The sequence below is a fragment of the Streptosporangium sp. NPDC020072 genome (genome assembly GCF_040631445.1).
GTDB lineage: Bacteria > Actinomycetota > Actinomycetes > Streptosporangiales > Streptosporangiaceae > Streptosporangium.
On the sequence record NZ_JBEYAB010000006.1, the window covers coordinates 50,222 to 76,777 of the forward strand.

The window sequence follows — 26,556 nt, forward strand, 5'->3', positions numbered from 1 at the left end:
TCAGCACCATCCGATCGCGTCGACGTGGGCGGCGATCCGCTCCGGGGTGGTCCACCAGATGTCGTCCTGCGAGCCCAGCCGCTCGAACATCTGCGCCAGGTGGCCGATCCGGTGTGGAATGCCCATGTACAGGGGGTGAAGCGCGATCGTCATGACGTACGCGGTGTCGCGTTCGCGGGCCTCGGCGGAGAGCACCTCGTACTGGGACTGGACGATCTCGGCGAAGTAGTCGCTGTCCAGACCGAACATCGGCGACCCGGGGAAGAGCAGCGCGTCGTTGACCTCGCGGGAGTAGGGAACGCCGACCAGCCCCCCGCCGCTCGGCCCGTCGAGCCGGAACGGCTGGTCGTCGACGAACCAGTCGGTCGTGTAGGTCATCCCCGCCTCGGCCATCAGCCGGTAGGTGGCCGGGGTCGCGCTGAACGAGGGCCCCAGCATCCCTCGCATGCGGTAGCCGGTGAGCTCCCGCACGGTGGAGACGGTGTAGTCGTAGAACTCGCGCTCCGCGCTCTCGGACTCGCCGAACAGGAGACGGCTGTTGTAGGTGCCGTGGCTCATGAAGCTCCACCGCCGGTCGACCATCGCCTCCGCGATGTCGGGGTACAGGCGCAGCACCTCGCAGTTGAGCGAGCAGGTGACCTGCACGGGGGAGTCGTCGAGCACCGGCAGCATCCGCCAGAAGCCGACACGGTTGCCGAAGTCACGGAACGCGTAGCCGACGATGTCCGGCTTCGCCGGCACGCGGTAGAAGTAGTCCCGGTGCGGGTTCGTCGGCGGAAGATACTCGTAGTGCTCGATGTTCATGACCACGTTCACGGCGACGCGCTTGCCGTCGGGCAGGGGCAGGCTCTTCCGCCGGTCAAGGGGCCGATAGCTGAGGAACTCGTCCATCTTGGTTCTTTCCGTATTCGCTTCAGGGCACGGTCGCGGGCTGAGGGGCCAGCGCCTCGACGACCTCGTCCAGGCCGCGGACACGGCCGAGCTGCGGGAAGACCGCACGCACCGAGTGATGGTGCTGCTCGGCGGTGTAGGCCGACATCGCCTCGGGGACGAAGACGACGTTGTAGGCGTGGTCGTAGGCCGCGCGGGCGGTCCCCTCGACGCCGAATCCGGTGGAGATCCCCGCCATGATCACGGTGGTGACGCCGCGCCGGCGCAGCTGCAGGTCGAGGTCGGAGCCGTGGAAGGCGTTCCAGCTGCGCTTCACGATCACCGGCTCGGTGGGCAGCGGATCGACGCCGGAGAGGAAGTGGTCCCAGCCGGGCCGCCGTACCGGGCGTGCGGGACGTTCGACGTCGGTGAGCAGCTTGCCGCCGAGTGAGTCACCCTCGTCCGGCAGGAAGCTGGTGCGCACGTGCACGACAAGGCCGCCCGCGTTCCGGGTCGCGTCGATCAGCCGAATGCAACGTTCCAAGACGTCCTCAACGGGGTGCGGGTGCACGGGGTGGTCGGCGTTGGAGCCCTGCAGGTCGATGAGGACGAGCGCGGTGCGCAGCGGGTCGAGGTGGGTCACACGATGTCCTTTCATGGGATGTGAGCGGGATCAGGCCCCGAGGATCTGCCGGGTCATGCGAAGCAGGGTCTCCTCGGATCCGGTCCCGGTGGCCTTGCAGAGCAGTCGCAGGTCGTCGAAGTCGCCCCCGGTGATACGGGCGGTCGGGCACAGCGGCTCAAGTTCGAGCCCGGCGCTCAGGCTCGTGCCACCGAGCTGCTGGACCAGTGCCGTGGTCGTCAGGCCACCGCTGACGACCACGCCGAGGCACTTGTTCTTGCCGTGGGCCGAGGCGTCGAGCAGGCCGCGTACCGCCCTGGCGAGTTGTTCGGCGACGACCCAGCGGTCGGGGTCGTCACGGTCGGTCTCGTGCAGGGCGAGGATCCGATGCGAGGCGAGCACCTCGTGCGCGGCGGCCGTCCCCCAGCTCGCGGCTTCGGCGGCGGTGGTGATCAGCGCACGGGAGCCGTAGGCCGCTCCGAGCCTGCGCAACTGCGCGAGGTCGGTTTCGTGGTTGCCGGGGGTGACGACGACGACGAAACCGTCGCGGCCGAGGTCTGGGTAGAACCTCAGCCAGCCGCCGGTGCTCGCGGTCGCGACGGCGTGCCCCTCCTCGCGAAGCCGGGTCGCGGCCTGCGCGGCGGTGCCGAGGTGCGCCTCGACCGTGCCGTCGAGGACGAACCGCCGGATGCCGCGGGCGCAGGCCTCAAGAATGTGCGTGGTGACGGCGTCGGCGCCCTGGTCAAGGGTCGTGAGCCCGATCAGTTCGGCGTTCTCGGTGCGGATCGCGGACCGCACGTCGACGTCGAGCCCGGCGCCCACCGGCATGGGGGCGAGCAGGTGGCCGTCGACGCAGACACGGCCGGCGGTCGGATAGGCCGGGACGACGAGAAGGATGCCGTTCTCGTCCTGCCCCGCGTCGATCCCGGCGACCAGCGCGTCCGGAGAGCCGCGCAGTTCGGCGTTGAGCTTCGCCTCGACCCGCTCGCAGCCGTGGTCGTCGAGCCAGGCCGCCCACTCGCGGATACGCGCCTCCGCGGCACCTGCGGCGTGGTGCAGGTCGAGGTCGACGACGATGGCGTCCGCGTCGGAGACGACAGCTGCGGGGTGACGCACGATCACCGGGTCGAGCCCGCGCTGGCGCAGCCGGCAGGCGACCGCGACGGACCCCTGCAGGTCCTCCGCGAGGATGCCCATGGCCGGTGCACGAGGGGGACGCGGCAGCTTTGAGGGGGCCATCGATGGGGGTTCCGTTCTCGACGTCGGCAACTCCCCCGAGAGTATTGAGCCGATGACCGGCAGTCATTCGACGAATGTCGCACGTTCCCCGGCAGGGTCGGGGCGGGGAGCGGAGCCGCTCCGACCCGGCCGGTGACGCCCCGGCGACGCGGGCCGGTCCGCGTCGTTCCTCCGAGGTCTCGTGCGCTACGCCGTACGGCCGAGAGCCCGGCGGCGGCGAGGCCGTCCGTGTGGTCGCGGACATGGACGAACGGACCGCGCCTCGACGCGCGGGCGCGGTCCCGTCGAAGGTCAGGACTCGCGGGTGGTGATGCCCTCCAGCGCCAGGCGGAGCAGGCGTGCGCTGGCGTCCCCTCGGGAGACGGTCTGCTCGCGCACCCAGGCGACGCCGCTGAGAAGGTCGAACAGCTCCCCGGGGGTGAGGTCGGCACGCACGTCACCCGCCGTCTGGGCGGCGCGCAACAGGTCGGCGCCACTGCGGTGCATCGCGGCGCACATGGCGTGCGAGGGGGTTCCCTCGTCGTACATGCTCCGGGTGAGGATGCCGACGAGGCCGCGGAAGGTACTGAAGTGCACGACGGCCTCGCTCATCCACCCGGTCAGCGCGTCGAGCGGGTCCCGCTCCGAGGCCAGCCGTCCGGCCTGGGCGACGAGGTTCTCCAGGCCGTCGCGGGTGGTGGCCTCGACGAGCGCGGCGCGGGTGGGGAAGTGGCGGTACAGCGTGCCGATCGCCACTCCGGCCTGGCTCGCGATCTCCTCCAGGGAGGCGTCGGAGCCGGAGGCCTCGAACGCCTTGCGCGCCGCGGCGAGGATGGCGTCGTAGTTACGCTGCCCGTCGGCCCTCCTCGGGCGCTGGGCGATGTATGGCCTGTCGTCCACCGGCTACCTCCCGCTTGACAACCTGAGGAACCCTCAGTTTGAATGCTGCCGCCTAACCTGAGATCGCCTCAGTATAGGCATGCCCATTAACCTGAGGGTGCCTCACTGTGCGCCCCGCCGGTGAAACGTGGAGGTTTCATGACCCAGGAAAGCGTCCCGGCCGGTCTCCCGCGGAGCGACAGGGCGTGGGCCCTCGTGCTCACGGCGATCGTCGGCGCCGAGTTCATGCTCCAGCTCGACGGCACGATCGTGAACATCGCGCTTCCCGCCCTGCAGTCCGATCTCCACCTGTCGGTGCCCGGAGGGTCGTGGGTGCCCAACGGCTTCCTCCTCGCCTTCGGCGGCCTGCTGCTTTTCGCCGGCCGCCTCGGCGACGTGCTGGGACACCGCAAGGTCTTCCTCGCGGGGATCGCGCTGGTCGTGGTGGCCTCGCTGGTCGCCGGTCTCGCGCCGAACCTGGAGGTGCTGCTCGCCGGCCGGGTCCTGCAGGGCGCGGGCGCGGCCATCGCCGGTCCCACCGGCCTGGCGCTGCTCGCGATCGTCTTCCAGGGGGAACGGCAGCAACGGGCCCTCGGCCTCTACTCCACCGTGACCGGCCTCGGAGCCTCAGCCGGGATGGTGCTGGGCGGAGTGCTGACCTGGGCGGGGGACTGGCGCTGGAGCCTGCTGGTGAACGTGCCGATCGGGCTGGTTCTCATCGTGATCACCGCCAGGGCGCTGGGCCTGCGCGACGAGCCGACCCGCTCCCGCCCGCTCGGGCTGCCCAGTGCGCTGCTGAGCACCACGGTCCTCGTCACCGCCGTGTACGGCCTCGTGCACGCCGCCGAGAGCGGCTGGGGTGACCGCTGGACCCTGACGGCCCTCGGCGCCGCAGCCGTGCTGGTCGTCGTCCTGCTCCTGGTGGACCGGCGGGCCGCGGAGCCGCTGCTGCCCGTCGCGGTCCTCACCGGGCGGGACCGGGCCGGAGCCTTCCTGAGCCTGCTGCTGCTCGCGGCGGTCCTCACCGGCTTCCTGATCTATCTGGTCCAGTATCTGCAGGGGGCGCTCGGCTTCGACGCGCTGCGCAGCGGCCTGGCCATCCTGCCCTTCGGCCTGGCGCTGCTGGCCACGACCCAGCTCCTCACCGGGCGCATCGCCGCGTTCGGCCTCAAGACGCGGGCGCTCGCCGGTCTCGCGGTCGTGCTGGCCGGGGTGGCCTGGCTGACCCGCCTCGACGGCGGCGGCGCCTACGCGAGCGACGTGCTCCCGGCCCTCGTGGTCACGGGACTCGGCGTCGGCGTGGCGATCGTCCCGCTCAACATGATCGTGCTGAGCACGGCTCCGAGCGAGTACGCCGGGGTCACGGCGGGGGTGCTGCAGACCGCGCTCACCGTCGGCGGCTCACTCGGCCTGGCCACCCTGCTGATCCCGCTGACCCAGGGGACCGGAGACGTCGCCCGGACCATCTCGTCGGTGTTCGTCTGGGCCTGCGGCGCGCTGGCCGTCGCGCTGCTTCTCGCCCTGACTCTCTGGGGCCGCCCGAAGGACTGAGGGACACCGTCAGGCGGAGGTAAGGGGAAGCCGGGCGAAGGGTAAAACTCGTGGAACGTCCTTGGTTTGGAAAAGGTCGTTCCTCGGTGGTGGGCATAACCCGTGGAGGAGACGAAGGGTGGCCGTCATGGCGGAGCGGGTGTTCGAGGACCGGCGGGACGCGGGCCGTGTCCTGGCCAGGCTCCTGGAAAACTACCGGGGCAGGCCCGACGTCGTCGTCCTGGGCCTTCCCCGGGGTGGTGTGCCCGTGGCCTACGAGATCGCCGTGGCCCTCGGGGCGCCGCTCGACGTCTTCGTCGTCCGCAAGCTGGGGCTCCCCGGCCACGAGGAGCTGGCGATGGGGGCGATCGCCGGGGGCGGGGTCGTCGTGCTCAACGAGGACGTCGTCCGGAGGGCGGGCGTCTCGCCCGAGACGTTGCGGGAGGTGGCGGCCGGGGAGCGCAGGGAACTCGTCAGGCGGGAACGGGCCTACCGGGAGGGCGGCGCCCCGCTCGACCTCATGGGCAGGACCGTCGTCGTGGTCGACGACGGGCTGGCGACGGGGGCGACCATGCGCGCCGCCGTGGCGGCGCTGCGCCGCCACGAGCCCGCCGGGATCGTCGTCGCCGTCCCGACCGCGCCGGAGCCGGCCGTCGGAGAGCTGCGTGAGTCGGCCGACCAGGTGGTCTGCGCCTCGACTCCGCCTCTCTTCTCGGCCGTCGGGTTCTCCTACCGGGACTTCGAGCAGACGACGGACGAGGAGGTGCGGGACCTCCTGCGCGCCGCGGCCGCCAGGCGGGTGCGGGCGTGACGGGGCGGTCGAGGAGGACAAGAGCGGGCAAGGGGGAACGGTGAACGCGGTCAGGATGAACCTGGAGCGGTTGGAGATCCCGGCCGCGGACGTCGTGCTTGAGGCCGACGTCGTGGTGCCCAGGCCCGCGAGCGGGGTCGTGCTCTTCGCGCACGGCAGCGGCAGCAGCCGCCACAGTCCCCGCAACCGCTACGTGGCGGGCGAGCTCAGGAGGGCGGGGCTGGCGACGGTTCTGGTCGACCTGCTCACCCCCCTTGAGGAGGAGGCCGACCTCAGAACGGGGGAGTTCCGCTTCGATGTCGGCAGGCTGGCCGTACGGCTGGCCGCGCTGGCGGGGTGGCTGGCGCGGCACGAGCCGACGGCGGGCCTGCGCGTCGGGCTCTTCGGCGCGAGCACGGGGGCGGCGGCCGCGCTCGCCGCGGCCGCCGCCAAGCCCGGCCTGGTGAGGGCGGTCGTGTCCCGGGGCGGGCGGCCGGACCTGGCCGGTGAGGCGCTCGCGGCGGTCCGCGCGCCCACGCTGCTCATCGTCGGGGAACGCGACCAGGCCGTCATCGAGCTCAACCGCGACGCTCTGGCGCGGCTGCCGGGGCGGACGGGGCTTGAGATCGTGCCGGGGGCCACGCACCTCTTCGAGGAGCCGGGGGCACTGGAGAGGGTCGCGGCCCTGGCGGGGGACTGGTTCCTGCGTCACCTGCAGGGGAGCCCGCAGGACCCGCAGGCCGGGGGCTGAGAGACGGGGATCAGGCGGGGAAGGTCGAGGTCGCCAGGCCGCCGAAGTCGAGGACGTGCGCGGTGCCGTTGACGCCCCTGGCCGCGGGGGAGGCCAGGTAGAGGATCGCGCGGGCGACGTCCTCGGGCCGCAGCACGGGACAGTCGAGCTCGTCGAAGGCCTCGCCGAGGTCGCCCCTGGCCATCGGGGTGTCGACGATGCTCGGGCAGACGCAGTTGACCCGGATGCCGTCGGACGCGAAGTCGACGGCCAGCGCCTTGGTGAGCATCAGGACGCCGCCCTTGGAGGCGCAGTAGGCGGCCATGCCGGGGGCGGCGACGAAGCTGGAGTCGGAGGCCACGAACACGATCGAGGGACAGGAGCTTCCGGCGAGAGCGGCCGCGGCGTGCTTGGCCAGCAGGAACTGCCCGGTGAGGTTGACCTCCAGGGTCCTGGCGAAGTCGTCGCGGGCCGTCAGCCGCGCGTCGGTGCCCATGGGGCCGGAGATCCCCGCGCAGCCGACGACGACGTCCAGGCGCGACGGGACCGCGGACCGTACGGCCTCCTCGTCGGTGACGTCCCCCTGGATCCAGGTGACGTCCAGGCCGTCCGGCCGGGGCGCCCGGTCCAGGACCGTCACGGCCGCCCCCTCGGCGAGGAGGGCGTCCACGGTCGCGCGGCCTATCCCGCTGGCTCCGCCGGTGACCAGGGCGGAAAGACCGGACAGTCCGAGATCCATCAAGGACTCCTTGCTATGTGCCGAAATTTCGGATATCTCGCCCGGCAGTGGACGGCGGGCAATTCATTTGCTTCCGTACGATAGATGGGGGGCGGGTGAGGCACAAGCCATGCGTCCGGGGTAACCGTGGGACGACGTGGTGATTTACCGGAAAATCAGGCCTGTGATGCCTTGTTCCCCGTGACCTCCCTGAAATATGGTTCGGGACCAAACCCTTGTTGTCCGGATATTTCCGGCGGTTGGTCTCCCGCTCGGGTGCCCCCGGAAAGAAGCCGCGGCGAGCATGATCGTAGGGTGGAGCGGAACAGTGAGGGAGCGCCGCACCGAGATGACGGGACACCACACCCTGCGCAGCACGGAAGAGGCCGTCGGCGACCGGCTGGGCGGCCTCGACCTCGACTTCGAGGCGATGTGGGCCGTCTCCAACATCTACCGGGCCTCGACCGCGATCCGTAACCATCTCGAACAGACGGTGCTCCGCGACACCGGCCTCACCTGGACCGGGTTCGTCGTCATGTGGGTCGTGTGGATCTGGGGGGAGAGCGAGACCCGGTACGTCGCCAAGGAGGCCGGCATCGCCAAGGGCACCCTCACCGGCGTCCTGAAGACCCTGGAGTCCCACCGTTACGTACGGCGCGCGCCCAACCCCGCCGACAGGCGCCGGGTGATGGTCACCCTGACCCCTTCGGGCGAACGCCTGATGCGGTCCCTCTTCCCGCAGTTCAACCGGGAGGAGGCCTTCGTCGTCAAGGAGCTCGACAGTCAGCGGCGCCGCGCCCTGGCCGCGAGCCTGCGAGTGGTGGTCCAGCATCTGGAGGGAACCGCGCGCCCCTGACCCCGCCCGGCCGGGGCGCATGAGGCCGGGCGGGGAGCCCCACCGCCCCGGGGCACCGGAGCGGTGGGACGCCGGGGGCGTCAGGAGCCGGACGGAGGCGGCTCCCCGAGGTAGGCCGCGTGCAGCCGTTCGGGCGCCGAGCGCAGCCCGGCGGCCGGGCCCGAGTAGGTCAGCGTGCCGCCGGCGAGCACGTGCGCGGTGTCGGCGATCTTCAGGGCCAGCGTCGCGAACTGCTCGACGAGCAGCACCGCCACCCCGGAGGCGGCCAGGTCCCGCACCACGGGCAGCAGCCGCTGGACGATCACCGGGGCGAGGCCGAGCGACATCTCGTCGATCAGCAACGCCGACGGCCTTGCCGCCAGAGCCCTGGCCAGCACGAGCATCTGCTGCTCGCCTCCGGACAGCAGCGAGGCGGCCACGTCGAGTCTCTTGTGCAGTTCGGGGAACAGCTCAAGGGCCTCGTCGATCACGCGGGGGCCGCGCCGTACCACCAGGATGTTCTCCGCGACCGTCAGGTCGGGGAAGACCGTACGGCCCTGCTCGACGTGGGCGACGCCCGCCCTGGCCCGGGCCACCCGGTCCAGGGCGTTGAGGCGCCCGCCGTTGAGGGAGACGGTGCCGCCGGTGATCGGGATCACGCCGGAGATCGACTCCAGGAGCGTGGTCTTGCCCGCGCCGTTCGGCCCGAGCAGCGCCGTCACCTCTCCGGCGGGCGCGGTGAGCGAGACACCTCTGACGATCGGGGCGCCGCCGCGCGCGACGGTCACGTCGTCGAGAACCAGGCTGGAGGTCATGCCAGCGCCACCTCGTCTCCCAGATACGCGCGGGCGACCTCGGGCCTGGCCAGCGTCGTCGCGGGCGGCCCGGCCGCGATCACCTCGCCGAAGTCGAGCACCACGACCTCCGCGCAGGCCCGCCGTACCATCTCCAGGTCGTGTTCGATCAGCAGGACCGAGGCGCCGAACCTGCCGGGCACCTCCGTGAGGCGTTCGGCGAGCTCCATGGACTCGGCGTGGGCCAGGCCCGCGGCCGGTTCGTCGAGGATGATCACCTTGGGCCGGGAGAGCAACGCCCCGGCGACCTCCAGCAGCCGCCTGCTGCCCACGTCCAGCTCGCTGACGTGCCGGTTCAGGGCGCCCAGGTTCAGGAAGCCGGCCATCTCGTCGAGTTCGGCCGCGCTCACCCGGCGGTGCGCGGAGAAGCGCAGGAAACCCGCGACGGTGAGACCGGGCGGGACCCGGTCCTGCTGGAACGTACGGCGCAGCCCCGCGGCCGCCCTGCGGTGCACGGGCAGGCCGTCAAGGCGCCGCCCGTCGAGCGTGACCGAGCCGGTCGCGCCGCGGACGAAGCCGGTCACCGCGTCGGTGAACGTCGACTTGCCCGCGCCGTTCGGGCCGATCAGTCCCATCACGGTCCGCTCGGGCACGACCAGGTCGACCCCGGAGAGCGCGGTGACCCGGCCGTAGGAGACCGAAAGGCCCTCGACCACCAGGACGGGCCGCTCGCCCCGCTCGGGTGTGACGCCAGAGGCCCGGTGGGACGTACGCTCGCCGGGTTCCCCGGACACGGCGGCGGCCCTGCGGCGCCGGAAGCGGCGCACCAGGTCCTCGCTCATGCTGAGGCCGGTGGACAGCGTCTGCACGGCGCCGACGGCGAACAGCAGGCTGCCCCAGTCCTGCGGGACGCCCAGGCCACGGAGGATCTCCGGGACGAACACCATCAGGACGCCTCCCGCGATGGCGCCGCCCGCGTACTCGCTGCCCGCCATGACGGCCACGACCAGCAGGATGAGGGAGTCCACGGTGTCGAAGTTCTGCGCGGTGACCACGCCGATCTGCCCGGCCAGCACGCCTCCCGCGATGCCGCCGAAGAAGGCGCTCAGCGCGAACGCGGCCAGCTTGGCGCGCGGCACGCTCATGGCCGCCGCGGCCGTGGCGCGCTCGGAGAAGCGCAGCGCCCGCCACGCTGTGCCGTACCGGGTGCGGCCGAGCAGCCGCACCGCGACCGCGCCCGCCACGAAGAGCAGGGCGGCGAACACGAAGTAGGCGGTGTCGGTGGCGATGAAGGCGGGCCTGAGCACCTGCTGGAAGGTCGTCGCGCCGGGGAAGCCGGCCGCCGCGATGATCACGTCGGCCGCGGCGGAGAAGCCGAGCGTCACCACGGCCAGGTGCACCCCGCGCAGCCGCAGCGCGGGCAGGCCGAGCAGGACGCCCAGCGGTACGGCGGCGACACCGCCCAGCAGGATCCACAGGACCAGGCCGCCGGGCGCCGCCAGGACGTTCAGCTCGCAGACGACCCAGGCGCCCAGCGCCATGAACGACATCTGGCACAGCGAGATCATGCCCGCGCGGCCGGTGACGATCCCGAGCCCGCTCAGCGAGATCGCCGTCACCAGGGCCGTCGTGCCCAGGAAGAGCCAGTACTGCGGAACGAGGGCGGCCAGCACGGCGATCGCGGCGAGCGCGCCGGCGAGCTGGGCCGCGGGCCCGGTCATCTCAACGCGCCGCATCCCACACCTCCCCACGCTGGGACCACAGCAGGATCGCGAGGATCGCCACGAAGGGGACCACGTCGCGGAACTCCTGAAGCTGACTGACGTGCGCGAGCGCCCCCTGCAGGGCGCCCAGCGCCAGACCGCCGACGGCGGTGCCGACCAGGCTCCTGAACCCGCCGACCAGGGCCGCGGCGCACGCCGGGATCACCATCAGGCCCAGGGAGAGCTGGTCGCTGTTCTGCTGCGGGGCGACCACCAGCAGGACGGCGGTGGCCAGCAGGCCGGTCACCGCCCACAGCCCGACGCCGAGCCGCCTGCTCGGGATGCCCATCAGCTCGGCCGTGGTCGGCCGCTGCGACAGCGCCCGCAGCCGCAGGCCGACCGCGGTCCTGGCCAGGAACACCGACACGCCCGCGGTGATGAGCACCGCCGCCGCCACGCAGACCGTGGCCGCCTGGGTGATGGTGACACCGCCGACGGTGGCCAGTGGGCCGCCCAGGACACCGGGGATCTGCCGGGGGTCGGTGCCGAAGACGAGGTACTCCGCGGCGAGCAGGCCCACGAGGTAGGCGATGGCGATCGCGGAGCGCTGGTCGGTTCCGGCCTCGGCGAACCAGCGCCCCATCATGTAGCCGAGCGCGGCGGCGACCAGCGCCGACCCCGCCAGGCCGATGAGGACCGCCACGGCGTACGGCACGCCGCCGTCGGCCAGAACGGACATCGTGTAGACCCCGACGACGCCGATCGCCGCCTGGGCCAGGTTGACCACCCGGCCCAGGCGGTACATCAGGGTCAGGCACAGACCGAGGACGGCGTAGGCGCCGCCCGCGGTCAGGCCCGCGATGGCGCCCTCAAGCATTGGGCAGCCGGATCCAGTCCGGGGTCATGACCTTCCAGGAGCCGTTGTCCGGCTGGACGAACTTGGCCGCCCGGTTGGAGGAGTGCGCCTGGTCGGGCCCGAAGGCGTACGGAGTGCCGACCATGGGCGACTCGATCGGCGTGAGCGCCTTCAGCGCCGCGGTCACCGACTCGCGGGTGATGTCGCCCTTGATGCCCTTGAGCGCGGTCACCAGGTTCGTCGCCGCCAGGTAGCCGCCCTCGGCGAAGGAGGTGAGCGGCACCTTGTTCTGGGTCATGAGCTCCCGCCAGTCCTTGGTGGCCTCGGAGGAGGTGTCGGAGTAGGGCTCGAACTCCGACAGGGCCACGACGTCCTTGCCCGCGTCGCCGAAGGCCTTGACCGCGGCGTCGGTGTAGGTCGAGGTGAGCACCAGCCACTTGATGCCGGAGACACCCTGCGCCTGGGCGGCCTTCACCCAGCCGACCGACATGGGCTCGGTGCCGTTGAAGACGACGCCCTTACAGCCCGCGTCCCGCGCCCGCAGGATGTAGGGGGTGTAGTCGGTGGTGTTGCCCGACAGGCTCCGGTCGTTGATGAGCAGCTGCTTGCCGGTGATCTTCGACCACTGCTCGACGGCGCCCTTGTAGGCGTCGGAGGTGCCGCCGAGGATCACGAAGAAGCCGCACAGCTTGTCGATCTTCAGGACCTCGGAGGCGTGGTAGAGGGTGACGGTCGTGCCGAGGAAGGGGCCGGTGTTGACCGGGGAGATGGCGGGGGAGGTGAAGCAGCCGGGGTCGATGCCGGTCCCGGAGATCGAGGAGATCCCGGACTGGGCGTAGAAGGCGCCGTTGACCTGGCAGTCGAGGAGGCTGGCGCCACCCGCGAGCGCCACGGCGCCCTTGTTCTGGATGAGGTCCCTGGAGGCCTGGGCGGCCGTGCTCGGGTCTCCCTTGTCGTCCACGCTGACGTAGGAGATCTTGCGGCCGTTGACGCCGCCCTCGGCGTTGACGCGGTCGAAGACGGCCTTGGCGGCCTGGGAGGCCTCGGGGAAGGCGGCGGGGCCACTCAGCGAGCTGATCGCTCCGACGACGATGGGGTCGGTGGACGTGGCGCCCTTGGCGTCACCGGGACTCCCCGTGTCGCCCGAACCGCACGCGGCGGCGCTGACGGTCAGGAGCGCGATCGCTCCCGCCGCGAGGCCCTTGGAGATCTTTCCCATGGGACGGTGCCTTTCATGAGGTGGGGGGTCTTGCGATCGGCGGCGGCGTCGGGGGCCCGCCGTCCGGGATCGTTGGGACGGTGGGCACGTCGGACGGTCCGGCGGGTCCGCCCGGATCGGCATCCGGTCGTGGGCGTGGGACGCCGGTCCCCCTGGTTCGCCACGGGTCTCACACGGTTCAAGGCAGGATCGGCTGCCGGCGTCGTGGTTTCCGGCACCCCGGGATCAGGGGTGAGGCGCATCGAGACCTCCTGCGGCGAGGAACACTCAATGTTTGGTCCCAAAACATATGGCGCTCACCCCCGGTGAACAAGTCACATCAATGTAAAGAGTGAGGATTTACTTTGGCTCCGTATGATCTTGGGGGAGTGGGGCGCTTTCGAGTCGTTCGTCCCCTTCGGCGGCCGGGTGAGGATCTACGACGCCAGGTAGCATCGGACGATCCGCGGACGGAGCGGATAGAGGGGAGCCGCACGCGATGCGCGGTCTGGGGGACCTGGAGTCCGTGATCATGGAACGCCTGTGGTCGTCCCGCAGGCCCGCGCCGGTCAGGGACGTGCTTGAGGACCTCCGCGCGGAACGGGAGATCGCCTACACCACGGTCATGACCGTGATGGACAAGCTGCACACCAAGGGCCTGCTCCGCAGGCGGATGGTCGGCAGGGCCTACGTCTACGAGACGGTCGCCAGCAGGGAGGCCTACGTCGCCGACCTCATGCGCGACGCCCTGGCCTCGGGCGGTAACCGTACGGCCACGCTGGTGCACTTCCTTGAGCGGCTCACCCCGGAGGAGTCGGCGGCGCTGGGCGCGGCGCTCAGGGTGTGCCCCCTGGAGTAGCGGGGCGGACCTACTACCTCAGGTAGGAGAATATCCCGATTTCGGGGCGCGAGAGCGCTGGAACGGTCCTCGGAAGAGGGGTTGGGCGCCTGATTTGGCATGCCCGGCCTGTTCGGTGCACCATCTCCTACTATCGTCCATCGGATGGGAGGCGACGCCTCCGAAACCCCTCCACATCCGTGGGAAGGGGCCCTGGACGCCCCTCCCGGCGGGAGGGCCGGTGCGAAGGAGAGACGTGGCGGCGCTGTCCCGTTCAGGCCGATGGCGGGGCGCGTTCAGGGGGCTGACCGCCTCGGCCGCCGTCCTCGTGCTGTGCGCCGTACCCCAGGCCGAGGGCCACGCCGCGCCGAAACCCACCGCCAAGCAGCTCCGTGCGGAGCTGGCACGGCTCCAGAAGCGGTCCGAGTCCATGATCGCCGAGTACTACACGGGGCGGGTCGCGCTGCAGAAGGCCGAGAAGGCGGAGAAAGCCGCCGCGGGCGAGCTGCGGCGGGCGCAGACGGACTTCGACCAGGCCGCACGGGAGGTCCGCACACTGGCCGCCCAGCGCTACCGCACCGGCATCCCCGGGACGCTCCCGGTCCTGATGAGCGCGGGCGATCCGGCGGACCTGCTCAACCAGATGGCCCTCATGCAGCAGATCATGGAGGGCCGGGACGCCAGGCTCAACGGGTTCGCCCAGGTCAAGGACACCTACCAGCGGACGAAGGCCTCGGCGGAGCAGCGCGCGAAGGAGCTGCGCGACTCGCTGAGGAAGCTCGGAGAGCAGAAGAAGCGGACCCTGGAGCTGATCGACACGATCAAGGACAGGATCGACCGGCTCTACCCGACCCCGGGCACCAGGAGGGCCGACGGAAGCTGGGTCCCCCAGCTTCCCTCCGGCCCCGACAACATCACTCCCCGGATGCGCCTGGTCCGCCAGCTGGTCGCGCAGCGCTTCAGCCCGCACTTCGGCATCGGCTGTTACCGGGTGGACGGGGGCATCGCCGGAGGCGGGGAGCACCCGCTCGGCCGCGCCTGCGACTTCATGATGAGCTCGGGCGGCTCCATGCCCAGCGCGGGCAACGTCAAGCTCGGTGACGAGGTGGCCGCCTGGGCCATCGAGAACAAGGACCGCCTCGGAGTCAAGTACGTCATCTGGCGCCAGCGCATCAACACCGGCTCCGGCTGGCGCGGCATGTCCAACCGGGGCGGCGTCACCGCCAACCACTACGACCATGTCCACATCTCGGTCTACTGACCGCTCGCCCCCGGCCGGGGCGTCAGGTCAGGTCGAGCACCGCCTTGCCGTGCAGGCGGCGCCGCCGTACGGCGTGCCCGTAAAACGGGTTGCCGCGGCCGTGACCGGGTGACCAGCATGGGGGACGTGCTCACCGACGTTCAGGTGGAGGCCTTCGTCGAGGACGGTTTCGTCCGGATCGAGGGCGCCTTCCCCCGCGAGACCGCCGAGAGATGCCGTGAGATCGTGTGGCGGGACCTCGGGGCCGACCCCGCCGCCCCGGCCACGTGGCCGGGGCCGGTCGTGGCCCGCCCGGACTACGCGCAGCCACCGTTCAGGGACGCGGCCAACACGCCGCGCCTGCACGCCGCCTTCGACGCGCTCGTGGGCAGGGGGCGCTGGGTCCCCCGCGCCACCCTGGGAGGCTTCGTGATCCGTTTCCCCGGGGGCGAACCGGCCGTCGTGGACGGATGGCACGTCGACGTGAGCTTCCCCGGCCCCGGCTCCGTCCCGGGCGACTACCTGACCTGGCGGGCGAACGCGGCCTCCAGGGACCGCGCGCTGCTGACGCTCTTCCTGTTCTCGGACGTCGGGGAGACGGACGCGCCGACCCGGCTGCGCGCCGGTTCCCATCTGGACGTGGCGCGGCTGCTCGCCTCCGAGGGCGAGGACGGCCTCGACGCCGTGGAACTGGCCCGGCGGGCCGAGGCGGTGAGCCGCGACCGCCCGGTCGTCCAGGCCACCGGCGGCGCCGGTGACGTCTACCTGTGCCACCCGTTCCTCGTGCACGCCGGGCAGCCGAACCGCGGCCGGAGCCCGCGCTTTCTGGCCCAGCCGGGGCTCAGCCCGGCCGGGCCGCTCCGCGGGGGCGGGGCGGAGAGCGGCCTCTCACCCGTCGAGACCGCCATCAGGCGGGGCCTCGAACGGGGACACGGCACGGGGGCGTCAGGGACCGCCGGGAGCTGAGACCACACCGCCCGCGGCGTCCAGGTTCGTGACCGCGTGCGGGTGGGGCGGAGAGCCCTGACGGCAGGGCCCTCCGCGTGACGTTCGCCGCCCCTGGGACCAGGGGACGGAGTGGCGACCCGCTCGGGTGTCTCGTCCCCGCGCGGGCCGTACCGGTTCCTGTGGGCGGGGAAGGTGGTCCAGACCACCCCGAAACGTGAAGACCGCCTCCAGGTCGCAGGCGGGGAACGGCGCACGTGGAAAACGGTTCTCCCGGCGGGAACGGCGGCCGATGCCGGTTCCGGCTCGGCGGAAAGGGACGCGTGAGCGGCCGGCACTTCCAGGCCGGTACGCCCGGCGGACCAGACATGGTGGCCCACGGTTCCACGGATCTCTCCAGCCGACTTACTAAGGTTCGTAGTTCGTCATCGAACCGTCGGCAACGTAACCCCAGGTGAACCGCCGCTTCTTAAGCGGAGACGCCTCCTACCGGTAATAGTGAACCCGGTCGACGCCGGGAGAATCCGGTACGGACCGGTGGCGCGCTCTCTCGATCGGCGTTGTCAAACCGATATCAACCGGTATAGACCAGTCCCATAGGACGAACCTACTCTGGTCCGCACCACGGGAAAGCCCGGAGCTCCGCGACCCACAGGCCGCCACCGGCTCTCTTTCGAGCATTCCAACCCGCCGGGTGAACTCCGGCGGCCCCCCAGCTGGTACGGACCGGCTCCGATCGTCTGAATATCAAGGTGGTAATTCACGTGAACAAGAGGCTCGTCGGTGCGCTGACGCTCGGTCTGTCCGCGGCACTGGTCATGACCGGCTGCGGTTCGACGCAGAGCGGGAGCGACGGCGGTGACAAGGCGGCCGGTGGCGACGTGACGCTGAAGCTGGTCGCCGCCGACTACGGCGACGGCCCCACCGCCGACAACAGCGGTGAGAAGTTCTGGAAGGGCGTCGTCGACGGCTTCCAGAAGGCCAACCCCGGCATCAAGGTCGACGTCCAGGTCATCAACTGGAACGACATCGACAAGCAGGTCGCGACCATGGTCCAGAACGGCCAGGTGCCCGACATCCTGCAGACCGGCGACTACTCCGGCTTCGTCAAGGACGGCCTGCTGTACAAGACCGACGAGGTCCTGTCCCCGGCCACCTCGGCCGACCTGCTGCCCAAGTTCGCCGACTTCGGCAAGGTGGACGGCACCGGCTACGGCATCCCGTTCGTCTCCTCGGCCCGCGCCCTGTTCTACAACAAGGACCTGTTCACCAAGGCCGGGATCGCCGAGGCGCCCAAGACCTGGGACGAGCTCAAGGCCGCGGCGGAGAAGCTGAAGAAGGCCGGCGTCAGCCAGCCGTTCGGCCTGCCGCTGGGCAACGAGGAGGCCCAGGCCGAGTCGTTCCTGTGGTTCATGGGCAACGGCGGCGGCTACAAGGACTCCTCCGGGGCGTGGGCGGTCGACTCCGCCGCCAACGTCGAGGCCCTCCAGTACGTCAAGGGCCTGGTCGACGCGGGCCTGACCAGCCCCAACCCCGGCACCAAGAACCGCAAGGACGTCTGGGCGGACTTCGCCGCGGGCAAGGTCGGCATGGTCAACGGCGGCCCCATGTCCATCCCGATCTTCGAGAAGGGCGGACTGACCAACTTCGGCGTCGCCCCGATCGCGGGCAAGACCGCGGCCCTGGACACCACGCTCGGCGTCGAGGACTGGATCATGGCCTTCAACAAGAACGGCCACCAGGAGCAGATCAAGAAGTTCTTCGACTACTTCTACTCCGGTGACGCGGCGCAGAAGATCAGCGACACCTACAAGCTGCTGCCGGTGACGAAGTCCGGCATCGAGAAGCTCTCCTCGGACGAGAGGCTCAAGCCGTTCCTGGACGCGCTGCCCAACGCGACGTTCTACCCCTTCCAGGACCCCAAGTGGTCCGAGGTGAACACCCAGGTCAAGCAGACCATCGGCGGCGCCGTCAGCGGTGACCCGAAGGCCGTGCTCGGCGCGATCCAGAAGGTCGCGACCGCGGGCTGACCCTCACCCCCGGGTACGGCGCGCCCGCCCGTCCTGCCGCGTGGCGGGCGCGCCGTACCAGTCCATCCGAAAGCAGGACTCATGCAGCAAACATCCGCGCGAGGCGGAGCGCTGCGCGCGCTCGCCCCGCTGGCCTGGGTCGGCCCCGCCGTGGCGCTGATCGCCGTGGTGGTCGTCTGGCCTGTCGTGGTGATGGTCCAGTCGTCCTTCCTGAAGATCAGCCGCTTCGGCGTCGTCCAGGGCGGAAACGGGACGGGCAACTACGACAAGCTGTTCGCCGAGCCCGACTTCGGCGGGGTCATGGCCAGGAGCCTGGTGTGGGTGGTCGCGGTGGTCGCGCTGACCGTGCTCGTCTCCCTGGCGCTGGCCCAGCTGTTCAACCAGCGCTTCCCCGGACGCCGCTTCGCCCGCTGGGCGCTGATCGCGCCGTGGGCCGCCTCCGTCCTGATGACGTCGATCATCTTCAAGTGGATGCTCGACCCCGAGGTCGGCCTGATCAACATGCTCAGGCGTGACCTGGGGCTGCTGGACGCCCTCGGCGGCGCGGACGCCGACCCGCTCGGCAGCGCGTCGGGCGCGATGCCGTGGCTCATCTTCGTCGCGGTCTTCGTCTCCGTCCCGTTCACCACCTACGCGCTGCTCGCGGGACTGTCGGCGATCCCGGCCGACGTCTACGAGGCGGCCAAGATCGACGGCGCCTCGAAGCTGCGGACCTACTGGTCGATCACGCTGCCGCTGCTGCGGCCCGCCCTCACGGTCGCGGCGCTCATCAACGTGATGAACGTCTTCAACAGCTTCCCGATCATCTGGGCCATGACCCACGGGCAGCCGGGCTACTCGACGGCGACCTCGACCATCTTCATGTACATCCTCAAGGGATCCGACATCGGCGAGTCGGCGGCCATGTCCGTCGTCAACTTCGGCATGGTGATCGTCCTGACGATCGTCTTCCTGAAGGTCAGCAAGTGGAGGACGGCACCCGCATGACCCTCACCCAGAACGCGCCCACGGTCGCGGAGAAGACGACGGCCCCTGTCGCGGCGCCGCGCTCGCTCCCGTCCGTCAAGACCGTCGTCATCGCGGCGAGCGCCTACCTGATCGCCTTCGTCTTCCTCTTCCCCTACCTGGTGATGGTCCTGACGGCGCTGCGCCCGCAGGGGGAGCTGCGCCAGGCGACCTACCTGCCGCAGCGGTTCGAGTGGTCGAACTTCACGAACTTCTGGACCGGCGGCCTCGCCCAGAACCTGGGCGTCACCCTGCAGGTCGCCGCGGGCTCGACCGTGCTGGTGCTGCTGGTGGCGCTGCCCGCGGCCTACTACACCGCGCGGCACGACTTCAGGGGCCGTACCGCGTTCATGATCCTGGTGCTGATCACCCAGATGTTCCAGCCGACCGCGATGCTGGTCGGCATCTACCGCGAGTTCTTCCAGTTCGGGCTGGTCGACTCGGTCTGGGCGCTGATCCTGGTCAACGGCGGATTCAACCTCGCCTTCGCGGTGTGGATCCTCAACGCCTACTTCTCCTCGATCCCGCGTGAGCTGGAGGAGGCCGCGTTCATCGACGGCAACGGCCGCTTCGGCGCGCTGTTCCGGGTCACCCTCCCGCTGGCCATGCCCGGTGTGGTGACCGCGCTGATCTTCACCTTCATCGCGGCCTGGAACGAGTTCGTCGTCGCCCTCACCCTGACCACCACCCCGGGCAACCAGCCCCTCACGGTCGCCCTGAACTCCTTCATCGGCCAGTACCAGGTGGACTGGCAGAACCTGTTCGCGGGTTCGGTCATCGCGACGATCCCGGTCATCATCCTGTTCGCGCTCATCGAACGGAAGGTGGTCGGCGGTCTCACCGCCGGTTCCATCAAGTGACCCGCCCGGGCCCAAGCGGTGGGGGCCCGGTGGGCGGCGGTCCCGTGTCGAGTCGCTCCGGCACGGGACCGCCCGGGACGCTCAGGGGGCGGTGACGCCCAGGACCAGCTTGCCCGAGGTACGGCCCGCCGCCAGCCGTTCGTGGGCCTCTGCCGCCCGGTCGAGGGGGAAGACCTCCTCGACCTCGACGGTGAGAAGGCCCGAGTCGGCCAGCTCGCCGATGCGCGCCAGCGCCGTGCCGTCCGGCTCGACCAGGAACCCCGTCGCGCGCACACCGCGCGCCGCGGCCGACTCGGCCAGCTCGGGCGAGACCCCGGAGGGCACCGCGACCAGCAGCCCGCCGGGACGCAGGACGCCGAGGGAACGGGTGCTCGTGGCGTCGTACCCGTCGCCGACCAGGTCCACCACCAGGTCCACCTCGCGCACCACCTCCTCGAACCGGACGGCCGTGTAGTCGACGAGTTCGTCGGCGCCGAGCCCGCGCAGCCAGTCGTGCTTGGCCGCACGGGCCGTGCCGATCACGTACGCCCCCAGGTGTTTGGCGATCTGGACGGCGAAGTGGCCCACCCCGCCCCCCGCCGCGTGGACGAGCACCCGCTGCCTGGGCCGCAGGTCGGCGGTGTCCACCAGGACCTGCCAGGCGGTCAGCGCCGCCAGCGGTACGGCCGCCGCCTCCTCGTGCCCCAGGGAGCGGGGCCTGCGGGCGAACTGCCGCGAGGGGGCCGTGACGTACTCGGCGTAGGCGCCCGCCTGGCGGGGGAACCACGGCATGCCGTACACCTCGTCGCCGACGGCCAGGGTGTGCACGCCGTACCCGATCTCCTCGACGACGCCGCAGACGTCCCAGCCGAGGACGAAGGGCGGGGCACCCAGGACACCCGCCATGCCGCCGCCCGCCCTGGTCTTGGCGTCGACGGGGTTCACCCCGGCGGCGACGACCCGGACCAGCACCTCGGTCGGCAGCGGCCGTGGCCTGTCCAGCAGGACGGGGTGCAGCACCTCGGGGCCGCCGAAGACGTCCTGGCTTACGGCGCGCATGGAAGTCATGTTCTGTCTCCTCCTCGGTCGTGGCCGCGGGGCGGCGCGGCGCGGCAGAGGGTAACCCCGCCCGCCGGGCCCGCGCGGGCGCCTTGTCCTTTCCGGGAAACCTCCGGCACCTTTCGTTCACGGACTGTTCAGGAGAGCGTTCCCGGGAACCGGGGTAGACCGGATCTTCCGGTTATGGAGGGGTAGTAACTTCGACGCATGCGACTGGGCGTTCTCGACATCGGTTCCAACACGGTTCATCTCCTGGTGATGGACGCGCACCGGGGCGCCCGGCCGCTCCCCGCCTACTCCCACAAGGTGGACCTCCGGCTCGCCGAGTACATGGAGGACGGCGAGCGGCTCTCCGAGGAGGGCGCGGCGCTGCTGCGCGGACACGTCGAGGAGGCGCTGCGGCTGGCCGAGGACAAGGGCGTCGAGGACCTCATGGCGTTCGCGACCTCGGCGGTCAGGGAGGCGGTCAACGGCGAGGAGGTGCTCGCCGACCTCAACGCGCGGGCCGAGGTGAACATCCAGGTCCTCTCCGGTCAGGACGAGGCGCGGCTGACCTTCCTGGCCGTGCGGCGGTGGTTCGGCTGGTCGTCGGGGCGGCTGCTGGTGCTGGACATCGGCGGGGGCTCGCTGGAGATCGCCTCGGGCATCGACGAGCAGCCGGACGTCGCGATCTCGCTGCCGCTCGGGGCGGGCAGGCTCACCCGCGACCGCCTCAGCGCCGACCCGCCCTCCCAGGAGGAGATCAGGGCCCTGCGCAGGCACGTGCGGGCGGAGATCGCCCGCAAGGTCGGCGACGTCGCCAGGTACGGCAGGGCGGACCACGCGGTGGCGACCTCGAAGACCTTCAGGCAGCTGGCGAGGATAACCGGGGCGGCCCCGTCGAGTGAGGGGAACGTCCGCCGGGTGCTCAGGCACACCGAGCTGGTGGAGTGGACCGGAAGGCTGGCCGGGATGGACCCGCGCGCGCGGGCGGGCCTGCCGGGGGTCTCCGAGGGGCGGGCGCCACAGCTGCCCGCGGGGGCGATCGTCGCCGACGCCGCGATGGACCTGCTGGGGGTGGGGGAGCTTGAGGTGTGCCCCTGGGCGCTGCGCGAGGGCGTCATCCTGCGCAGACTCGACACGATGCCCGAGATCTGAGGTTTACCGGCTCTTCGTCGGGTAGGGGCGCGCCTTCATGAACAGCGCTCAGGTACAAGGCGCCGCCCGCAGAGCGGCCGGCAGCCGGACTCTGGAGAGACTGACCCGCCTCGGGCTCGCCTGCCGTGGCGTCCTGTACGGCCTCATCGGCTTCCTGGCCCTGCGGATCGCCTTCGGCGGCGGAAGCGGGGGCAAGGAGGCCGACAAGACCGGGGCGGTCGAGACGGTCGCCGAGCAGCCGTTCGGCACCGTGCTGTTGTGGCTGATGGTCGCCGGCTTCGTGGCCCTGACCCTCTGGCAGATCTCCGAGGCGGTCCTCGACCGGGGCGGGAAGGTCAAGGACCGGGCCGAGGCGGTCGCGCGGGCGGTCACCTACGGGCTGCTGGTGGCGACGCTGCTCGGCCTGCTGCTGAGGGGCGACCCGGGCAGCTCGTCCGACGACAGCTCCAAGGACCTGACCGCCATGGCGATGGACCTGCCCGGCGGGCGGGTCCTGGTCGGCGTGGTGGGACTCGGGGTGGTCGCGCTCGGGGCCCACTGGATCCACAGCGGATGGAAGAGAAAGTTCCTCGATGACCTGAGCACCGGGGAGGTGCCGCCGGGCGCGCGGCGCCTGGCCGAGCGGCTCGGCACGGCCGGATACCTCGCCCGCGGCGTGATCGCGGTGGCGGCCGGGGTCTTCGTCGTCCAGGCCGCGGTCACCTACGACCCGGAAAGGGCCAGGGGCGTCGACTCGACGCTGCGCGCGCTGGCGGACACTCCGGCCGGGCCGTGGCTGCTGGGCGTCGTGGCCTTCGGCCTGCTGCTTTTCGCGGCCTACTGTTTTCTCCAGGCGCGCTGGCACCGGCTGTGACGTACGGCCACGCGCCTCGGCGCCGCCGTGGCAAGCCCCACCTACCTATCCGGTAAGTCACCCTATTGGTGCTTTTCCATGACATCGCCCTGTCCGGGTCCCGCGTCCTTCCATGGAGGCGGATGGCATCGGGAGGGCCATATGGATTTGTCGGAGCGCGACGGCGGTGAACGGATTCTCCACCTGGAAGGGTCCCCCGACCAGGTGGGGAGGGCCAGAAAACTGATCTCGGCGGCTCTCGGCAGGGACCACCCCCTCCACGACGACTGCGTGCTGCTCACCAGTGAGATAGCCACCAACGCGGTCGTCCACTCCAGGTCGGGGGACGGCGGCATGTTCACCGTCACCGTCACCCACTGGGCGGGCGGCGTGCGGGTCTCCGTCCAGGACGACGGCTCGGCCGAGGTCCCCTGCCTGTGCCACACCCCCGCCGACGCCACCGGGGGGCGCGGCCTGCCGCTGCTTGAGGCGCTGTCCCACAGCTGGGGATTCACCCGGGAGGCGGGGACCAACCTGGTCTGGTTCGAGCTCGTCCTGGAGACCGCCGGGGTGCCGGGGGACAGGCTGGCCGCCGTACGGTGAGCCCTCAGGCGGCGGGGGAGGCCAGTAGCCGGTCCAGCACCCGGACGCCGAACTCAAGCCCCTCGACCGGGACGCGCTCGTCCACCCCGTGGAACATGCCGAAGTAGTCAAGGTCGGGGGAGAGCCGCAACGGCGCGAAGCCGTACCCCCTGATGCCGATCTCGGCGAAGGACTTGGCGTCGGTGCCCCCCGACATCACGTACGGCACCGGCCGCGCCTGTCCGTCCTCGGCGAGGATCGCCGCGCGGAGCAGCTCGAAGAAGGGCGCGGCCGGCGACGCGTCCGGCGCCTCCTCCAGGCTGAGGAACTCACGGGTGATCCTCGGCCCGAGCAGCCGGTCGATCGTCTCCAGGAACTCCTCCCGGTATCCGGGCAGGAACCGCCCGTCCACGTGGGCGGTGGCGGTGCCGGGGATCACGTTGACCTTGTAACCCGCCTGGAGCATCGTCGGGTTGGCCGAGTTGCGGATCTGCGCCGCGAACAGCGTGCCCGCCCGGCCGAGCCGCTCGGCCTCCTGTTCGAGCCGGTCGCGGTCGATGCGTTCCCCCAGGATCTCCTCAAGGCTCGTGAGCAGGGCGGCGACGCCGGGCGTCAGCCGTACCGGCCAGCGGTGGGCGGCGAGCCTGGACAGGGCGTGGCACAGCTCGGCGACCGCGTTGTCCGCCGGAGGGCGGGAGCCGTGGCCCGTCACGCCGTCCGCGGTCAGCCTCATCCACGCGGTGCCGCGCTCGCCGACCGCGATCGGGTAGACGCGCCGCCCCCGCACCTCGACGCTGTAGCCACCCGACTCACCGATCGCCTCGGTGCAGCCGTCGAACAGCTCCCTGCGCCGCCGCACCGCGTACCGCGCGCCGTACTCGCCGGTCGCCTCCTCGTCGGCGAGGAAGGCCAGCACCATGTCCCTGGCCGGACGCACGCCGCGTCTGGCCCAGTCGCGGACCAGGGCGAGCGTCATGGACAGTGTGCCCTTCATGTCGACCGCGCCCCTGCCCCAGACGCAGCCGCCGGTGATCTCCCCGGAGAACGGGTGGATCCGCCAGTCGGCGGGCTCGGCGGGCACCACGTCCAGGTGGCCGTGGACCAGCAGGGCCTCGGGCGAGTCGCCGGGAATCCTGGCGACCACGCTGGTCCTGCGGCTGGCCGACTCGAAGACCACCGGCTCGATGCCCACCTCGGCCAGCAGTTCCGCGACGTACTCGGCCGCGGGCCGTTCCCCTGCGCCCGGATTGGTGGTGTCGAACCTGATCAGGTTCGAGCAGATCGACGAGACCTCGCCAGTCATGGAACACGCCCCCCGCAAACCGACTGATCATGGGTGCATACCCACGGTGACGTCTTTGCATCTTGTTATCCACACGTATAAATTTATCCGCATGGATAACAAAGTGTGGAGTCTGGTCAGGGCGCTCTTCGTCGCCGTGCTCGTCATCTCCGTCGCGGCACTCGGGACGGCCGCCGTCGTCGGCGGCAACTGGGTGGTGTGGCTGCGCGGCGCCGCCGTCGCGGTCGCCTCCGCCTGGCTCGTCGTCCTCGCCGGGCAGGCCGCGCACGGCAGGCGGTCGGCCTACGTGCGCATCCGCTTCGTCACCGCCGCCGCGCCCGTCGGAATCGTGCTCATCATCCTCGCGCCGGACAGCGGCTACCCCGGCTGGATGAAGGTGGAGCAGGGCGTGATCGGCGTCCTGGTCGCCGTCGTCGCGTTCACGATCAACCGCCGCGCCGTGCGCGAGGCGTTTCCGAAGCGTGGCAGGCTGAGGTGACATGGAGATCGCCAGAACCCGCCGGGCCGCGGCCACCGAGGCACGCAGGGCCCAGATCGCCTCCGCCACCATCGCGGTGCTCGCCGAGCGCGGCTACGCGGAGACCACCTTCGAGGCCATCTGTGAGCACGCCGGGCTGAGCAGCAAGAGACTGATCTCCTACCACTTCTCCACCAAGGAACAGCTCTTCGAGGCCGTCGTCGGCCAGGTCACCGCCGACGCCGCCGCCTTCATGCGCCCGCGGCTCGACGCCGCCACCGGGGCCCGCGCGCTGCTTGAGGCCTACATCAGGGCGAACATCGCCTTCGTCGCCGCACACCCCGGGCACGTGCGCGCGATACAGCAGATCGTGTACAACCACGTGCCCGTCGGCGGCCGGGAGCACGACGCCGCGATCGGCAGACTGGTCGCGCTGTTCGAGGACGGGCAGCGCGCGGGAACGTTCAGGGCGTTCGACGGCGAGCTGATGGGCACGGCGCTGCGGTCGGCCATCGACGCGACGGCCGACCGCGTCGTCAACGGCCACGACGCGGACCACTGCGCCGACGAACTCGTCGAGATCTTCGACAGGGCGACACGGGCCGAACCCTCGTGAACCCCTGTTCCCGGGCGGCAGCCCGGGCCTCGGCCGCGCGTGGAGCCGGTGCGCGCCGCCGTGACGGCAACCGTTCAGGTGCGGCCTCCCGTGACGCGAAGAAGGTCGAGTTTCCCCGCGTCGGTGCTTCCGGCCGCCGCCGTGTAGGCGACCACGCGCAGGTCGGCGCCGGGAGCGACGAGGACGTCACAGTCGAGCAGGATGTCGCCGACCTGGGGGTGCCGGATCGTCTTCGCGTCGGTCGTGTGCGGGGCGGTGGCCGTCCGCGTGGCCCAGTGATGAGCGAAGGCGCCAGACGTTTCGCGTAGTTCTCGCACGAGACGGCCGAGCCGGGCGTCGGTGGGATAGCGGGAGACGGCGTCCCCGAGGTCGGCGACGATCGACGCCGCGAAGGCGTCCGGTCCACGTTCTGACCGGACGGGGAGCATCTGGGCGCTCGCGGCTCCGTCGCCGAAGAGCGCACGGGCGAGATTGCGTTCGGCGGCGGGAAGGGCGGCGGGGTCGCCGTGCAGCGCGCTCCACATGGTGTTCCACCACACCAGGGTCCAGTCCGCGGCGAACACGCCGATCGGAACGTCACCGAGGCGCGAGACGAGCCGTTGGACGCCCGGGGGCACGTGGGTGTCGACCGTCCCGTCCTGCGGTGGCAGGAGCCCGGCGCTCCGGTACAGCCGGTCGCGTTCGGCGCGGGTGAGCTGAAGGGCCCGGGCGAGCGCGCCGACGACCTGGGCCGAAGGGTTCCTGGCACGTGCCTGCTCCAGGCGCAGAACGTAGTCGACGGACAGTCCCGCCAGTTGGGCCAGCTCCTCGCGGCGCAGTCCCGGGGCGCGACGGCCGCCTGTCGCCGTGAAGCCGGCGTCGTCCGGGGAGAGGCGGTCACGCCAGGCGCGCAGGATCGCGGCGAAGTCGGAGCGGGAGGCGGTCATGGAC

Annotated in this window: 27 protein-coding genes; 15 read left to right on the plus strand and 12 right to left on the minus strand. The window is 71.3% G+C overall.

Annotated elements, in window-relative coordinates; translation table 11 throughout:
- The 4 genes from ABZ470_RS15270 to ABZ470_RS15285 all read right to left on the minus strand — a co-directional run bounded on the left by ABZ470_RS15270 (window position 1) and on the right by ABZ470_RS15285 (window position 3,610).
- Complete coding sequence (locus ABZ470_RS15270; protein ID WP_352011966.1) at window positions 1-891, minus strand: polysaccharide deacetylase family protein; 891 nt, start codon at window positions 889-891, stop codon at window positions 1-3.
- Window positions 892-913: 22 nt separating this feature from the next.
- A complete protein-coding gene (locus ABZ470_RS15275; protein WP_352011967.1) occupies window positions 914-1,513 on the minus strand; it encodes an isochorismatase family protein in 600 nt (199 codons plus the stop codon).
- Window positions 1,514-1,543: 30 nt separating this feature from the next.
- Complete coding sequence (locus ABZ470_RS15280) at window positions 1,544-2,731, minus strand: four-carbon acid sugar kinase family protein (protein ID WP_352011968.1); 1,188 nt, start codon at window positions 2,729-2,731, stop codon at window positions 1,544-1,546.
- 291 nt (window positions 2,732-3,022) lie between these two features.
- Window positions 3,023-3,610, minus strand: coding sequence for a helix-turn-helix domain-containing protein (locus tag ABZ470_RS15285; protein ID WP_352011969.1), 588 nt, complete (start codon window positions 3,608-3,610; stop codon window positions 3,023-3,025).
- Between the two features lie 138 nt (window positions 3,611-3,748).
- On the opposite strand from ABZ470_RS15285, the gene ABZ470_RS15290 reads away from it, so the two are divergent.
- The 3 genes from ABZ470_RS15290 to ABZ470_RS15300 all read left to right on the plus strand — a co-directional run bounded on the left by ABZ470_RS15290 (window position 3,749) and on the right by ABZ470_RS15300 (window position 6,660).
- Window positions 3,749-5,140, plus strand: a complete 1,392-nt coding sequence (locus ABZ470_RS15290; protein WP_362911729.1) for an MFS transporter — start codon at window positions 3,749-3,751, stop codon at window positions 5,138-5,140.
- Window positions 5,141-5,267: 127 nt separating this feature from the next.
- Window positions 5,268-5,930 (plus strand): phosphoribosyltransferase, encoded by a 663-nt coding sequence (locus ABZ470_RS15295; RefSeq protein WP_362912141.1) that lies wholly within the window; start codon window positions 5,268-5,270, stop codon window positions 5,928-5,930.
- 40 nt (window positions 5,931-5,970) lie between these two features.
- Window positions 5,971-6,660 (plus strand): dienelactone hydrolase family protein, encoded by a 690-nt coding sequence (locus ABZ470_RS15300; protein WP_362911730.1) that lies wholly within the window; start codon window positions 5,971-5,973, stop codon window positions 6,658-6,660.
- 10 nt (window positions 6,661-6,670) lie between these two features.
- On the opposite strand, the gene ABZ470_RS15305 is transcribed toward ABZ470_RS15300, so the two are convergent.
- Window positions 6,671-7,378 (minus strand): SDR family oxidoreductase, encoded by a 708-nt coding sequence (locus ABZ470_RS15305; RefSeq protein WP_362776047.1) that lies wholly within the window; start codon window positions 7,376-7,378, stop codon window positions 6,671-6,673.
- Between the two features lie 328 nt (window positions 7,379-7,706).
- On the opposite strand from ABZ470_RS15305, the gene ABZ470_RS15310 reads away from it, so the two are divergent.
- Window positions 7,707-8,213 (plus strand): MarR family winged helix-turn-helix transcriptional regulator, encoded by a 507-nt coding sequence (locus tag ABZ470_RS15310; protein WP_362911731.1) that lies wholly within the window; start codon window positions 7,707-7,709, stop codon window positions 8,211-8,213.
- A gap of 80 nt (window positions 8,214-8,293) precedes the next feature.
- Here ABZ470_RS15310 and ABZ470_RS15315 read toward each other — a convergent pair whose 3' ends face one another.
- From ABZ470_RS15315 to ABZ470_RS15330, 4 genes are read right to left on the minus strand one after another with little or no spacing between them, the layout of a single operon-like run.
- Window positions 8,294-9,007: an ABC transporter ATP-binding protein gene (locus ABZ470_RS15315; protein ID WP_352011979.1), complete on the minus strand. Its 714-nt coding sequence runs from the start codon at window positions 9,005-9,007 to the stop codon at window positions 8,294-8,296.
- The gene (locus ABZ470_RS15320) at window positions 9,004-10,722 is read right to left on the minus strand and encodes an ATP-binding cassette domain-containing protein (RefSeq protein WP_362911732.1); all 1,719 of its coding nucleotides are present in this window, start codon (window positions 10,720-10,722) and stop codon (window positions 9,004-9,006) included. Before ABZ470_RS15320 ends, ABZ470_RS15315 begins: the two co-directional genes overlap by 4 nt.
- The gene (locus tag ABZ470_RS15325; protein WP_352011981.1) at window positions 10,709-11,566 is read right to left on the minus strand and encodes a branched-chain amino acid ABC transporter permease; all 858 of its coding nucleotides are present in this window, start codon (window positions 11,564-11,566) and stop codon (window positions 10,709-10,711) included. The genes ABZ470_RS15320 and ABZ470_RS15325 overlap by 14 nt, the downstream gene beginning before the upstream one ends.
- Window positions 11,559-12,764 carry an ABC transporter substrate-binding protein gene (locus ABZ470_RS15330; protein WP_352011982.1) on the minus strand — a complete coding sequence of 402 codons (1,206 nt, stop codon included), beginning with the start codon at window positions 12,762-12,764 and terminating at the stop codon, window positions 11,559-11,561. The genes ABZ470_RS15325 and ABZ470_RS15330 overlap by 8 nt, the downstream gene beginning before the upstream one ends.
- A 478-nt stretch (window positions 12,765-13,242) precedes the next feature.
- Between ABZ470_RS15330 and ABZ470_RS15335 the strand changes: the two genes are divergently transcribed.
- From ABZ470_RS15335 to ABZ470_RS15360, 6 genes are all read left to right on the plus strand, one after another.
- A complete protein-coding gene (locus ABZ470_RS15335) occupies window positions 13,243-13,602 on the plus strand; it encodes a BlaI/MecI/CopY family transcriptional regulator (protein ID WP_352011983.1) in 360 nt (119 codons plus the stop codon).
- Between the two features lie 220 nt (window positions 13,603-13,822).
- A complete protein-coding gene (locus ABZ470_RS15340) occupies window positions 13,823-14,842 on the plus strand; it encodes a hypothetical protein (RefSeq protein ID WP_362911733.1) in 1,020 nt (339 codons plus the stop codon).
- A gap of 126 nt (window positions 14,843-14,968) precedes the next feature.
- Complete coding sequence (locus ABZ470_RS15345; protein ID WP_362911734.1) at window positions 14,969-15,787, plus strand: phytanoyl-CoA dioxygenase family protein; 819 nt, start codon at window positions 14,969-14,971, stop codon at window positions 15,785-15,787.
- A gap of 743 nt (window positions 15,788-16,530) precedes the next feature.
- Complete coding sequence (locus tag ABZ470_RS15350; RefSeq protein ID WP_352011986.1) at window positions 16,531-17,796, plus strand: extracellular solute-binding protein; 1,266 nt, start codon at window positions 16,531-16,533, stop codon at window positions 17,794-17,796.
- Between the two features lie 81 nt (window positions 17,797-17,877).
- On the plus strand, window positions 17,878-18,783 hold the full coding sequence (locus ABZ470_RS15355) for a sugar ABC transporter permease (RefSeq protein WP_352011987.1): 906 nt from the start codon (window positions 17,878-17,880) through the stop codon (window positions 18,781-18,783).
- On the plus strand, window positions 18,780-19,661 hold the full coding sequence (locus tag ABZ470_RS15360) for a carbohydrate ABC transporter permease (protein WP_362911735.1): 882 nt from the start codon (window positions 18,780-18,782) through the stop codon (window positions 19,659-19,661). The genes ABZ470_RS15355 and ABZ470_RS15360 overlap by 4 nt, the downstream gene beginning before the upstream one ends.
- 81 nt (window positions 19,662-19,742) lie before the next feature.
- Here the strand turns inward: ABZ470_RS15360 and ABZ470_RS15365 are convergent, their stop codons facing one another.
- Window positions 19,743-20,699: an NADP-dependent oxidoreductase gene (locus ABZ470_RS15365; RefSeq protein WP_362911736.1), complete on the minus strand. Its 957-nt coding sequence runs from the start codon at window positions 20,697-20,699 to the stop codon at window positions 19,743-19,745.
- A gap of 207 nt (window positions 20,700-20,906) precedes the next feature.
- Here ABZ470_RS15365 and ABZ470_RS15370 point away from each other — a divergent pair, with 207 nt between their 5' ends.
- The 3 genes from ABZ470_RS15370 (at window position 20,907) to ABZ470_RS15380 (ending at window position 23,271) form a co-directional block, all read left to right on the plus strand.
- The gene (locus ABZ470_RS15370) at window positions 20,907-21,836 is read left to right on the plus strand and encodes a Ppx/GppA phosphatase family protein (protein ID WP_352011990.1); all 930 of its coding nucleotides are present in this window, start codon (window positions 20,907-20,909) and stop codon (window positions 21,834-21,836) included.
- 37 nt (window positions 21,837-21,873) lie between these two features.
- Window positions 21,874-22,689 carry a DUF1206 domain-containing protein gene (locus ABZ470_RS15375; protein ID WP_352011991.1) on the plus strand — a complete coding sequence of 272 codons (816 nt, stop codon included), beginning with the start codon at window positions 21,874-21,876 and terminating at the stop codon, window positions 22,687-22,689.
- Window positions 22,690-22,830: 141 nt separating this feature from the next.
- Complete coding sequence (locus tag ABZ470_RS15380) at window positions 22,831-23,271, plus strand: ATP-binding protein (protein ID WP_352011992.1); 441 nt, start codon at window positions 22,831-22,833, stop codon at window positions 23,269-23,271.
- A gap of 4 nt (window positions 23,272-23,275) precedes the next feature.
- On the opposite strand, the gene ABZ470_RS15385 is transcribed toward ABZ470_RS15380, so the two are convergent.
- Complete coding sequence (locus tag ABZ470_RS15385; protein ID WP_362911737.1) at window positions 23,276-24,553, minus strand: M20/M25/M40 family metallo-hydrolase; 1,278 nt, start codon at window positions 24,551-24,553, stop codon at window positions 23,276-23,278.
- A gap of 91 nt (window positions 24,554-24,644) precedes the next feature.
- Between ABZ470_RS15385 and ABZ470_RS15390 the strand changes: the two genes are divergently transcribed.
- Window positions 24,645-25,031, plus strand: a complete 387-nt coding sequence (locus ABZ470_RS15390; RefSeq protein ID WP_352011994.1) for a hypothetical protein — start codon at window positions 24,645-24,647, stop codon at window positions 25,029-25,031.
- A 1-nt stretch (window position 25,032) separates the two neighbouring features.
- Window positions 25,033-25,626 (plus strand): helix-turn-helix domain-containing protein, encoded by a 594-nt coding sequence (locus ABZ470_RS15395; protein ID WP_352011995.1) that lies wholly within the window; start codon window positions 25,033-25,035, stop codon window positions 25,624-25,626.
- A 74-nt stretch (window positions 25,627-25,700) separates the two neighbouring features.
- Here ABZ470_RS15395 and ABZ470_RS15400 read toward each other — a convergent pair whose 3' ends face one another.
- Window positions 25,701-26,552 (minus strand): helix-turn-helix transcriptional regulator, encoded by an 852-nt coding sequence (locus ABZ470_RS15400; RefSeq protein ID WP_362911738.1) that lies wholly within the window; start codon window positions 26,550-26,552, stop codon window positions 25,701-25,703.
- Window positions 26,553-26,556: the final 4 nt, after the last annotated feature.